Annotated in this window: 10 protein-coding genes and 1 CRISPR repeat array; of the genes, 8 read left to right on the top strand and 2 right to left on the bottom strand. The window is 53.6% G+C overall.

Translation table 11 applies throughout. From position 1 onward, the window contains the following. Positions 1-30 precede the first annotated feature (30 nt). The 8 genes from cas3 (at position 31) to sigG (ending at position 11,401) form a co-directional block, all read left to right on the top strand. Entirely contained in the window at positions 31-2,460 is a 2,430-nt protein-coding gene (gene cas3, locus E0L15_RS08265; protein ID WP_168125220.1) for a CRISPR-associated helicase Cas3', read from the top strand. Then, positions 2,439-3,167 carry a type I-C CRISPR-associated protein Cas5c gene (gene cas5c / locus E0L15_RS08270; protein WP_168125221.1) on the top strand — a complete coding sequence of 243 codons (729 nt, stop codon included), beginning with the start codon at positions 2,439-2,441 and terminating at the stop codon, positions 3,165-3,167. The genes cas3 and cas5c overlap by 22 nt, the downstream gene beginning before the upstream one ends. Then, the gene (cas8c, locus tag E0L15_RS08275; protein ID WP_168125222.1) at positions 3,168-4,970 is read left to right on the top strand and encodes a type I-C CRISPR-associated protein Cas8c/Csd1; all 1,803 of its coding nucleotides are present in this window, start codon (positions 3,168-3,170) and stop codon (positions 4,968-4,970) included. A gap of 2 nt (positions 4,971-4,972) precedes the next feature. Beyond that, a complete protein-coding gene (cas7c, locus tag E0L15_RS08280) occupies positions 4,973-5,812 on the top strand; it encodes a type I-C CRISPR-associated protein Cas7/Csd2 (RefSeq protein WP_087372538.1) in 840 nt (279 codons plus the stop codon). Then, positions 5,809-6,477, top strand: coding sequence for a CRISPR-associated protein Cas4 (gene cas4, locus E0L15_RS08285; RefSeq protein ID WP_168125223.1), 669 nt, complete (start codon positions 5,809-5,811; stop codon positions 6,475-6,477). The genes cas7c and cas4 overlap by 4 nt, the downstream gene beginning before the upstream one ends. Then, entirely contained in the window at positions 6,474-7,505 is a 1,032-nt protein-coding gene (gene cas1c / locus E0L15_RS08290; RefSeq protein ID WP_168125224.1) for a type I-C CRISPR-associated endonuclease Cas1c, read from the top strand. The genes cas4 and cas1c overlap by 4 nt, the downstream gene beginning before the upstream one ends. Positions 7,506-7,509: 4 nt before the next feature. Further along, on the top strand, positions 7,510-7,800 hold the full coding sequence (gene cas2, locus E0L15_RS08295; protein WP_087372549.1) for a CRISPR-associated endonuclease Cas2: 291 nt from the start codon (positions 7,510-7,512) through the stop codon (positions 7,798-7,800). Positions 7,801-7,980: 180 nt separating this feature from the next. Continuing rightward, positions 7,981-10,437: a CRISPR direct-repeat array (repeat unit 33 nt; unit sequence GTCGCACCCCACACGGGGTGCGTGGATTGAAAT). 193 nt (positions 10,438-10,630) lie between these two features. After that, a complete protein-coding gene (gene sigG / locus E0L15_RS08300; RefSeq protein WP_168125225.1) occupies positions 10,631-11,401 on the top strand; it encodes an RNA polymerase sporulation sigma factor SigG in 771 nt (256 codons plus the stop codon). Between the two features lie 34 nt (positions 11,402-11,435). Here sigG and sigE read toward each other — a convergent pair whose 3' ends face one another. After that, a complete protein-coding gene (sigE, locus tag E0L15_RS08305) occupies positions 11,436-12,161 on the bottom strand; it encodes an RNA polymerase sporulation sigma factor SigE (RefSeq protein WP_168125226.1) in 726 nt (241 codons plus the stop codon). Further along, the coding region (locus tag E0L15_RS08310; protein WP_168125227.1) for a sigma-E processing peptidase SpoIIGA at positions 12,158-12,836 on the bottom strand (679 nt) is incomplete at its 5' end. The genes sigE and E0L15_RS08310, both read right to left, overlap by 4 nt.

The following is a 12,836-nucleotide window of genomic DNA, read 5'->3' on the forward strand; positions in this document are numbered from 1 at the left end:
CAGTTTTTTCTTCATATCGGAGCTGATGTTATGCATATTCACCCTGCCCATATTCGTATTGAGCACATGGACAACTCGTCCATAGAGCACATACAACCCGCCTGGCGTCACTGTCGAAATACTGCCAGATTTGCCTCATGGGCACTTTCACCCATTTCCTTATCTGATACTGCCTATTTGTCCGGACTTCTTCATGATTGCGGAAAATTTACCTGCGCTTTTGAATCGTACCTAAGAAAAGCCGCACACGGTGAAAAGGTCATCCGAGGCTCTGTAAACCACACGTTTGTAGGGGTGCGATATCTGCTCAGAAACCACCACTCGCCCCAAATTACCACCTCTGACATCGTCAGTGAGTTGCTGGCCTATGCCGTAGGCGCACATCATGGCCTCTTTGACTTGGCAAGAGGCCATGACACCTCCGGCTTTGCACACCGTCTGCAAGCTTCTCCTGATTTGCTCTACGAACAGGAGGCTCTCAATAACTTTTGGATGGAATGCAGCACGCCCGAGGAAATCCAACAGCTTTTTCTCCGCAGTACGGATGAATTGGCCGCCACATTTCAAACTCTGATGTCACTATCCCAATCCCAAGAGGAGCATGTTCCGTTTTACATGGGACTGCTATCCAGACTTATCCTATCCGCTGTCATTCAGGGAGATCGCAGGGATACGGCGGAATTCATGACACAAACCTCCCAACCGTTTTTTCCACAATGTGGAAACACAAACTTGGACACCTGGTCCGCTTCCCTCGCCTATATGGAGCAGAAATTGGGGGAATTCCCCCAAGAGTCCCCAATCCAACTGGCGAGAAATCGTATTTCAGAACTTTGTCTCCACATGGGCACATCGGACCGTGGACTGTATTCACTGAATGTGCCCACTGGTTCAGGGAAAACCCTATCCTCCCTTCGCTTTGCCCTGGCCCACAGCAAGCACCAAAACATGCAGCGAATTTTCTTCATCATGCCACTTCTCTCCATTATAGAACAAAATAGTGATGTCATCCGGGAGTTTGTTGGCAACCCTTCTCTCGTCTTAGAGCATCATTCCAACGTCGTTGCGCCACAGGACGATGATGATAGCTTACACACCCAGGAGCTTCTTACAGAAGATTGGAGTGCGCCCATCGTCATTACCACTTTAGTCCAATTTTTGGAGACACTCTTTTCCGGCAGAACCACTTCCATCCGACGCTTTCACGCTCTTTGTGACAGTGTGATTGTCATAGACGAGGTGCAGAGTGTCCCTGGACATATGCTCACCTTGTTCAATTTGGCACTTAACTTTTTAACAACGGTGTGCAAGGCAACGGTGGTGCTGTGCTCTGCAACACAACCTACCTTCGAGAAGACCATTCATCCGTTGTACCGCTCTCCCACCCCCATTGTCCCCTACGACAAGAGTTTATGGGCCGTCTTTGAGCGTACCACCATCCAGTATGCAGGCTCCATGACATGTGCCGAAATATCCGAGTTTCTCTTACAGCTTTTGCCCCAACACCGTAGTGTTCTCATCATTTGCAACAAAAAAAGTACCGCTGCCCAGCTCTATGCTTCTGTTTCATCTGACAGCTTTGCCAGCTGTTATCACCTTTCCGCTTCCATGTGCATGGCTCATCGCCGCTCTACATTGGAACAGATGAATGCCGCACTTCGCGACCCACAAAAGCTGGTAATCTGTATCTCCACCCAAGTCATAGAAGCTGGGGTTGACATCTCCTTTGGCTGCGTTGTCCGTCTTACGGCCGGAATGGACAGCATTATCCAGGCTGCAGGCCGATGCAACAGAAACAAGGAATCCACCCAGCCAGCTCCCGTATATATCGTTGGCTGTGTAGACGAGCACCTCACACACCTGCGGGAAATTCAAGCAGCGCAACATGCCACCGAATGTCTCTTGGCTGCCTTTGAAAAAGACCCCCAGGCGTTCCACCACAGTCTGACCTCTGACGAGTCGATTTCTTACTACTACCACCAACTATATCGAAGTATGCCAGATGAATACCAGGATTTCAAACTTCCAACCATGAGGACCAGCATTTATTCCTTGCTATCCAATAACAAAGATTTGGTGTCCGATGAAAGCTGTCAGTTTTTTATGCAGCAGGGATTCCAGACTGCCGGAGCCCAGTTCTCCGTATTTGACACTCAAACCGTGGATGTCTTGGTTCCCTATGGGGAAGGTTCCTCTATTATCGCTGATTTTTGCTCCGAACAAGCCATGTACGACATATCCTTCCAGCTATCCCTTGTCCAAAGAGCCAAGCCATACACCATATCCCTGCTGCAATACCAAAGGCAACAATTAGAACAAAGCGGAGCTCTGACCCCCATCTGCCATGGAACCATGCTGGCATTGAACGAGGCATATTACCATGAGCATATCGGACTGGTCATGAACCCCACAAACGAAAACTCACTGGAGGTGACCGCATGCGACATCCTAATATTGTAGAATTTGAGGTTTGGGGAGATTACGGACTCTTTGCAGAGCCTATCCTCCGGGTAGGCGGAGAAAAATGTACTTATCAGGTTCCAACCTACGAGACACTCAAGGGCATCCTGTCCTCAGTGTACTGGAAACCCACTTTGATTTGGTATATTGACGCTGTCCGAGTCATGAATCAAATTCAGACAGAGGTCAAAGGAATTCGTCCCATCCACTACAACGATAGCAGAAACGACCTCTCCTACTACACCTATCTTAAAAACTGTCGGTATCAGGTTCGTGCTCACTTTGAATGGAACGAAAATCGGCCGGAATTAGCCAAAGACCGCAACGAAAACAAACACCACGAGATTGCAAAGCGTATGATTACAAAAGGCGGACGGCGGGATATTTTTTTGGGAACACGGGAGTGCCAGGGGTATGTGGCGCCTTGTGTATTCGGCGAAGGCGAAGGGTTCTACGACAGCCTCGCAGAACTGAGCTTTGGATTGATGTATCACGGCATCACCTACGCCGACGAGGCTTACTCCACACAAACTCAGGCAGCCATGACCGCTCACTTTTGGTACCCAGTGATGAAAAACGGAGTCATTTCCTTTTTGCGTCCCGAAAGCTGTCCGCTGCATAAACGACTGGGTGATATGCGCATGAAAGTGTTCGGTGCAGATACAGGAAATTTTTCAGGCTTACGTGAATTTGGGGAGGTGACATAAGTGGGATTATTCCAAAAAGCAGTGGAAACCTATGATTCTTTTATCCAACAGGCGGGACATATCACCGAAGGAGAGGAACCTTTAGCACCATGTTTTCACACGCTAACCCGAGCAGATTTAGACATTACAGTTGGCTCAGATGGTGCATTCATATCTGCTTCTGCCGTAGATAAAACTGAATCAAAAATTATCATTCCGGTCACGGAGGAATCCGCCAGACGCACCTCACATCCCTGTGCACACCCTCTCAGCGACCAACTGAAGTATCTGGCCTCCTATGATGAAAAACGCCACGAAGACTACCTAAAGCAATTGACAGACTGGAGCATTTCCCCCTATACACACCCGAAACTCGCCCCAATTCTGCGTTATATTCAAGGGGATACCATTTTAACCGATCTTCTCCGCGCCAATCTCATTAAGATAAATGAACATAGTCTCCCTGTAAAGGACGACCTGCTGGTGCGCTGGCGGGTCATTGGTCTGGGCAAAGATTTGGACGGCCCTTGTTGGACAGACAGAAGTTTGTTCGAAGCTTTTCGGAAATATATCGTCCACTGCAAAATGACTGCCTGTCCCGTTCTCTGTATGATAGAGGGCACTCTGTCTACTCCCGCTGAAAAGCATCCCAAGGGCGTTGTCCCCTTCCACGGAAATGCCAAGCTGATTTCCGATAATGACAAAGACAATTTCACCTTTCGAGGCCGCTTTGTGACCTCTCAGCAGGCAGCTACAGTCGGCTACGAGGCATCACAAAAAGCCCACAACGCCCTTCGCTGGCTTGTGGCAAACCAAAAAGTTTCATTCGGTGGAAGGACTTTTTTATGTTGGTGTCCCCAGGGTATGGTGATTCCCAAACCCCACAATCCTCTGATGCCGCAACATCAGCAATCACAATCGGTAAAACCGTCAGACTATCAGCGGCTTCTAAAGGAGGCTTTGGAGGGCTGGAAGAATTCCCTGCATGCAATCCACCGTCAGGCTGTGATTGCAGTCTTTGATGCAGCAACTTCTGGCCGTCTCTCTTTGACATACTACAATGAACTGCAGGCTTTTGACTTTGTCAATCGCCTCTACCAGTGGGACCGCATCTGCTGTTGGACCTTTCAGAACATCGGTGTGAACTCCCCATCTCTATGGCAAATTATAAATTGCGCCTTTGGCACCGAGCGAAGTGCTGGAAACGCACCCCAATTAGAAACCGACGACAGGGTGTTGCGCCAGCAAATGCAGCGCCTGTTGGCCTGCCGCATTGAGCAGGCACACATCCCCTCAGATGTGGTTCAGCTTCTTGTGCAGAGAGCTTCGACCCCTCAGTCGTACACGCCAAAAACCAGAGAGAAAATCTTATTCACCGCTTGTGCCGTAATTCGCAAATTTCACTATGACAGGACAAAGGAGGAATGGGGCATGGCACTAGAGCCTCAAAAAAAGGACCGGAGCTACCAATATGGACGCCTATTGGCTGTGTTGGAGAAAGCCGAACGGGATACATATCGAGACAATGAAGAGCGTGAGCCCAATGCAATCCGAATGCAGTCGGTCTTTTCCCAGCGCCCTCAGCGCACAGCTCGTACCATATGGGAACAGGTGAAAAAAGCATACTACCCTCGCCTGAAGCCAGCTTCCCGTGCTTTCTATGAAAAGCTACTATGTGAAATTCTGGACATCATCTCAGAGTTTCCCGATGAGCAACAAAATCGCCCTCTGTCCGACAGTTACCTCCTGGGGTATTATCTCCAGAGAAACAGCTTGTATGCCAAGCGAGAGAACCACACAGAGAACAATAAGGAGGAATCATAATCATGGGTGTACTGCAGAATAAAATTGATTTCGTGGCGCTGGTATCCGCTCACATGGCCAATGTCAACGGCGACCCGCTCAACGGGAATCGTCCCAGAACGGACTATAACGGGTTTGGTGAGATGTCTGATGTGTGCATCAAGCGCAAAATCCGCAACCGGATGCAGGACTTAGGTCATTCCATCTTTGTGAAATCCGAGGACCGCTGCGACGACGGATTTAGCAGCTTGAAGGAACGTGCAGCTGCCCAAATGGGCAAAGAGAAGGACAAAGACATCTATGCACAAAAAGCCTGTGAGACTTGGCTAGACGTCCGCACATTTGGACAGGTGTTTGCATTCAAAGGAAATAACGAAGTGTCCTTGGGTATCCGTGGTCCAGTTTCCATTCACCAGGCTGTCAGTGTCTCTCCTGTGGAGATACAGTCCATGCAAATTACGAAAAGTGTAAACGGAGACTCCAGTGAAAAGCGGTCATCTGACACCATGGGCTCCAAGCATTTTGTGAGATTCGGCTTGTACATTGTCAAAGGCTCCATCAATGTCCAACTTGCTGAGAAAACCGGATTTACAGAGGAGGATGCACAGGTCATCAAAGAATGTCTGCGTACGCTTTTCGTCAACGATGCCTCTTCTGCCCGCCCAGACGGCTCAATGGAAATCGTCAAGCTGTTTTGGTTCCAGCATAATTGCAAAGACGGGCAATACTCTTCTGCCACAGTACATCGTTCCGTACACGTTGCTTTGAAGGAGGAGAGCATCCTCCCAGAAAGTGTGGACGATTATACCATTGAATTGGAACCTTTGGATGGTCTCGTCCCTGAAATTATGGTAGGGTTATGAGCAGTTGCAGCCAGGAAGAGTATCTCCAGCTCTCCGGCCTCCAGCACTTCGCCTTTTGTCGGCGCCAATGGGCTCTGATCCACATCGAGCAGCTGTGGAGGGAAAACCTGCGCACGGTGGAGGGGCAGCTGCTCCACCGCCGTGCCCACGATGAGTCCCAACGAGAACGACGGGGAAATTTACTCATCCTCCGGGGCCTTGCCATCCAATCCTCCACCCTGGGCATCTCTGGTGTCTGCGATGTGGTGGAATTTCACGCCTCGCCCCAAGGTGTCCCCATTCACGGGGAAGAAGGCCTTTGGCTTCCCTATCCCATCGAGTACAAGCGTGGGAAACCAAAAACCAACCAGGCCGATGAGCTGCAATTGTGTGCTCAAGCCATGTGTCTGGAGGAAACGCTGTGCTGCTCCATCCAAGAAGGGGCTCTCTTTTACGGAGAAACCAAGCGGAGAACCGTGGTTTCCTTTGACTCTGCATTGCGGGAACAGGTGGTTTCCCTGCTCCAGGAGATGCACCAGCTTTATCGCCGGGGCTATACCCCCAAGTGCAAACCAACCAAGTCCTGCAATGCCTGTTCCCTGAAAGAGCTGTGCCTGCCCAAACTCATGAAGAAACAGAATGTATCGGCCTATCTGCGCTCAGCCATGGAGGAGGACGTGCCATGAGACAACTGCTCAATACCCTGTTTATCACCTCACCCGATATTTACTTATCTCTGGATGGGGAAAATGTGGTGGCCAATCGGGAAAAGGAAGTCCTGGCCCGGTATCCTCTGCATACCTTGTCCGGCATTCTCTCCTTCTCCTACTCCGGTGCCTCTCCCGCCCTCATGGGTGCCTGCGCCAAGCGAAATATCTCCCTGTCCTTTTGCTCTCCCAACGGACGGTTTCTGGCCCGAGTATGTGGGGAAAGCAGCGGAAATGTGCTTCTTCGCCGCACGCAATATCGAATTGCCGACGACCCCGCCTCCAGCTGCCGAATTGCACGCAATATGATCTTCGGAAAAGTCCACAATGCCCGTTGGAGCATTGCCCGAACCAAACGAGACCACGCTCTGCGTGTGAATGTGGACGATTTAGCGCAGACCATTGAAACCCTCAAAGGATTACTGCCTCAAATTCTCTCCGAGACCGATCTGGACGCTCTGCGTGGACTGGAAGGAGCCGGAGCCACCGCCTACTTTCACGCCTTTGGCCAGATGATTTTGGGGGATCCCACCGTATTCTCCTTCCATGGCAGAAATCGCAGACCACCGCTGGACCCAGTCAACGCTCTGCTGTCTTTCGCATACAGCCTTCTAGGTAACGACTGCGCCTCTGCCCTGGAAGGGGTAGGTTTGGACGCTTATGTGGGCTTTCTCCACCGAGACCGCCCCGGGCTAACCTCTCTGGCTTTGGACTTGATGGAGGAATTACGCCCGTGCATGGCAGAACGCTTTGTCCTGACCTGCATTAACAACCGTATCTTCCAGGCCCAGGATTTCGTCTATCAAGAGAGCGGAGCCGTTCGTCTCACCGATGAAGCCCGGCGCATCTTCCTGCAACGGTGGCAAGAGCGAAAAAAGGAGCTCATCACCCATCCATATCTGGAGGAGAAAATTCCTTGGGGGCTGGTTCCATGGGTGCAGGCTCTCTTGCTCAGCCGTCATCTCAGGGGCGACTTGGAGGAGTACCCACCGTTTCTCTGGAGGTAGAAACATGCTGGTTCTGATTACGTATGACGTGAATACCCAGGATGCCGCTGGGCGCAAGCGGCTGCGGCAAATCGCCAAACAATGTGTCAACTACGGACAACGTGTCCAATGTTCTGTGTTCGAGTGCCTGCTGGACGCTGCGCAATGTCGCATGCTTCAGGCCAAGCTGTGCAGCATTATGGATGCCGAGAAAGACAGCCTGCGTTTTTACTACCTGGGCAATAAATATGAGAGTAAAATCGAACACTTCGGCGCCAAACAAACCTATGAACCCGAGGGTGCGCTTATCTTATAGGTTTGCCAGGTGCGAAGGGGAAGCTCTCATAACATCCCTGGGAGGTTCGCACACACATTTTTCCAGTTTATGTGAGGAGTAGAGATTTTCTCACCTCCGCAATTGTAGCACTTAGAATTTATACTGTGTAATCTGTGCAAGGAACACAACGATTCACCTCGTACCTTGTATAGATTTGCTGTCGCACCCCACACGGGGTGCGTGGATTGAAATTTGCAGGTCAATCAGTCCAATGACTTCCGACACCGTCGCACCCCACACGGGGTGCGTGGATTGAAATGTGGTATGATTCGCTCAACAAGAGAGGAGTGGTCCGTCGCACCCCACACGGGGTGCGTGGATTGAAATCAGGATAATCACCCTTGGCCGCACCGTCCCCGCCGTCGCACCCCACACGGGGTGCGTGGATTGAAATTGGGTATGCTTGCCGCTGATACCCTCGTCCACGAAGGTCGCACCCCACACGGGGTGCGTGGATTGAAATACACACACGCACGGGCGCACCCCCGCACGCCCGGTCGCACCCCACACGGGGTGCGTGGATTGAAATCACATACCATCGCTCCAAGGATGCTCTCCAGCGTGGTCGCACCCCACACGGGGTGCGTGGATTGAAATACCCGTGGATGCGTTGTAAACGGTTTTAACACTGTCGCACCCCACACGGGGTGCGTGGATTGAAATAGTGACTGCATTTTGGGCACGGTCCTGTACGCCCTGTCGCACCCCACACGGGGTGCGTGGATTGAAATGCAAGTATGCCGCTTCCCACGGCTACGTCCTCCCTGTCGCACCCCACACGGGGTGCGTGGATTGAAATCGGGTTGACCATAGGAACCTTACCAGCATCCTCCGTCGCACCCCACACGGGGTGCGTGGATTGAAATGGCAGCCTGTTGAGCCGCCTGGGCGGCCTGGTTGTCGCACCCCACACGGGGTGCGTGGATTGAAATCACCGTGCGGCTGATGGAGTTGAAGTATTCTTCAGGTCGCACCCCACACGGGGTGCGTGGATTGAAATGAGGAGCTAGGGGCTGAGGTGGACGAGGCCACCAGGTCGCACCCCACACGGGGTGCGTGGATTGAAATCCTTGGCGGCCCAGTTATGGCGGCCATTGGTGCTGGTCGCACCCCACACGGGGTGCGTGGATTGAAATGCAGCTGGCTGGTGGTGTCCTCTGCCGCACGCTGGGTCGCACCCCACACGGGGTGCGTGGATTGAAATGAGAGGAGGGAGCTTGATGTACGAGCGTCAATACGTCGCACCCCACACGGGGTGCGTGGATTGAAATTCCAGCACCGCCTGGGGAATCCAGTACATAGAGCGGTCGCACCCCACACGGGGTGCGTGGATTGAAATTGTGGTATCGTTTAGGCAGTCCCTCGGTTGGCTTGTCGCACCCCACACGGGGTGCGTGGATTGAAATAATTTTATTCTGCCGCAGATGTGGAGCGGCTGCCGTCGCACCCCACACGGGGTGCGTGGATTGAAATATACTAAAGGGGGCGCACCAAATGAAAAAGATAACGTCGCACCCCACACGGGGTGCGTGGATTGAAATATCCAGGCATCTCTGTGATGCCCTGGCATTGACGTCGCACCCCACACGGGGTGCGTGGATTGAAATTTGATACCCAAGACATCACGACAGCCCAAAATGTGGTCGCACCCCACACGGGGTGCGTGGATTGAAATCACTCGGGATGTGTGTGCACATCACACACGACGAGTCGCACCCCACACGGGGTGCGTGGATTGAAATAGATTGTCGCGGGGGACAATCTTGTCCGTGTCGAGTCGCACCCCACACGGGGTGCGTGGATTGAAATAGGATAGCACCATAGGCCGCTTCCTTGGCCCGGTAGTCGCACCCCACACGGGGTGCGTGGATTGAAATGTCCCAAAGGAAAAAATCTAGGTTTCCGAAAAGCCGTCGCACCCCACACGGGGTGCGTGGATTGAAATCTGTATGTCTGTTGGTGATTTGCCACAGCAGGCTGTCGCACCCCACACGGGGTGCGTGGATTGAAATGACATGGACGCCGATCAGGTTGGTCTCGCCCTGAGTCGCACCCCACACGGGGTGCGTGGATTGAAATAACCTTGCAAAGAGATCGGCAAGCATGGCTATTTGGTCGCACCCCACACGGGGTGCGTGGATTGAAATTCTGGTTTGGGAAGAAACCGGTGACCATCCGGAGTCGCACCCCACACGGGGTGCGTGGATTGAAATATCTTGGTCAGGGGGATCTCGTCGCCCTCGGCAACGTCGCACCCCACACGGGGTGCGTGGATTGAAATTACCTGCCTGCGTGCAGCATGGCAATGCTTGGGGGTCGCACCCCACACGGGGTGCGTGGATTGAAATTCCGCCTGGATCACCGGCACAGAGCGGTGCCACGTCGCACCCCACACGGGGTGCGTGGATTGAAATCGGAGCCGCCAGAGCTTCCCCCATTGGAGCCCAGGTCGCACCCCACACGGGGTGCGTGGATTGAAATTGGGTAGGCACAGGAGCCGGGGTGGTGGGCTTGTCGGTCGCACCCCACACGGGGTGCGTGGATTGAAATTGGGACCACCGGGACCTCAAGGAGCCTACCAGCGTCGCACCCCACACGGGGTACGTGGGTTGAAACATCGTTACCTATGGGCGGATGATTGAACTATATCTGCTCTTTCCATTCTCTGAACTCGTCTCTTCTTTTCCCCGTATAAAATATCCATCGAACCTCATCGAACAATAAAAAATATCCCCCCTCCCTGTGCTGCATGAAAGCCACCTGCTTGGAGATACTTACATACAGTATCTTCCAAACGAGGTGGCTTTTTGTGCAAGGTAAGGTGGACTTATGCGGCGTGAACACGTCGAAACTCAAGGTTCTGAAAAGCGAAGAGAGCATTGCCCTGCTCCGCCGAGCCCGACAGGGAGACCAGGCAGCCCGGGAGGAACTGATTGCCGGGAATCTGCGCCTGGTGCTGTCGGTGATTCAAAAGTTTGCAGGCCGGGGCGAACACATGGATGATCTGTTCCAGGTGGGGTGTATCGGCCTCATCAAAGCCATTGATAACTTCAATGTGGACTTGGACGTGAAGTTTTCCACCTATGGGGTGCCCATGATCATTGGGGAAATCCGCCGCTTTCTCCGGGACAACAGCACCATCCGGGTCTCCCGCTCTCTGCGGGACACCGCCTACAAGGTGCTTCAGGCCAAAGAGGCATTCCAAAATGAGCACCAGCGGGAGCCTACCTTGGACGAACTGGCCAAGCTCCTGGACCTGCGCCGGGAGGACATCGTCACTGCCATGGACGCCGTCATGGACCCCATCTCCCTCTTTGAGCCCATTTACTCCGACTCCTGGGATGCAGTATGCGTCATGGACCAGGTGCGGGACGGGAAAAACACCGACGAGGCGTGGCTGGACCACATTGCCCTCAGCGACGCCATCTCCAAGCTGGGCCAGCGGGAACAGGAGATTTTGGAACTGCGTTTTTTCCAGGGCAAAACCCAGATGGAGGTGTCCGCCGAGATCGGCATCTCCCAGGCCCAGGTGTCCCGGCTGGAGAAACACGCCTTGAAGCAAATCCGAAAAGAGTTCTAAACAAAGCCGTGGGTGCTGCGCCCACGGCTTTGTTCTACATCAGCTTCAAAATCTCCTGCTTCAGCCGTCCGATGATGCGCTTTTCCAGTCGGGATATGTAGGACTGGGAGATGCCCAGTAACGAAGCCACTTCCTTCTGGGTGCGCTCCGCCTTCCCGTCCAGGCCAAAGCGCATGGTGATGATGGACCGTTCCCGGGGATTTAATTTGCTCACTGCCTGGAACAGGAGGTCCCGCTCCACATCCTCCTCCATGGGCTTTTCGATGACATCGCTGTCCGTGCCCAGCACATCGGAGAGGAGCAGCTCATTGCCGTCCCAATCGGTGTTCAGTGGCTCCTCCAGGGACACCTCTCCCTTCCGGTTGGCGTTTTTTCGCAGGTACATGAGAATCTCATTTTCAATGCACCGGGAGGCATAGGTGGCCAGCTTGATGTTTTTTCCCGGGTTATAGGTCTCCACCGCCTTGATGAGGCCAATGGTGCCGATGGAGATGAGGTCTTCAATGCCCACGCCGCTGTTTTCAAACCGGCGGGCGATGTACACCACCAATCGGAGGTTGTGCTCAATGAGCTTGGAGCGGATGGTCGGACTGGGCCCGTCCCGCTCCCAGGTGGTCAAAACCTCCCGCTCCTCCTCCTTGGACAGGGGCGGCGGCAGAGTATCGCTGCCCCCGATATAAAAGATAGTCCCCGGCAGGTGGAGCCCTAGCCGAGACAGGAACCCACACAGCTTGATGTACCACAGTCCTCTCATCTTCATATCCCTCCAAACAGTCCTTGATAGGTTCCCCCGTCGCTGACCGGTGTGGGGGACAGGGCCAGCAGCAAGCTGCCCATGTCCCGCCCGTTCACCCGTACTTGCTGGGTGGGAAAGGCCAGCAACATCCCCGACTCCACCCCCACCGCCCGATAGGGCACCAGCCGCACCCCATGGATGCCCCGGTCATGGCAGAGCCGGGCGCACTCGATGGGGCGAGCCACATCCGCTCCCGCAGGCAGCAGCCAGGCCATATCCCGCCAGTAGGCCACCACCACCGGGCGGTTGGTTACCGGGTCAGAAAGACTCAACCCCGTATCATGGAGGGCGGTCATGGACACCACCCGCTGGGAAAATGTCAGCTCCATATGTACCAGCTCTGCCCCTGTGTGGGCACCCAGCCGCCGCAGCAGCAGAGAGAACACAAAATAACACGCCAGAAAGACCACCAGCAACAGTCTCAGGTCCATCTGCGTGTACAGCACTCCAGATTGCAGGGTCAGGGTGGTATTCCCCAGCCACTCAAACCCCAGCACCGCCCCGGCCAGTGCCGCAGAGGCGGCGAAGAACAGACCCAGCACCCGCCACAGCCGCACCTCTCCCCCGTAGGCACATAGCACCATCACCACCGCCACCGCCAGCTTGCAGGGCAGCGTGGACAGCCACCCCATACCGGGG

The organism is Pseudoflavonifractor sp. SW1122, from assembly GCF_012027765.1.
GTDB lineage: Bacteria > Bacillota > Clostridia > Oscillospirales > Oscillospiraceae > Enterenecus > Enterenecus faecium.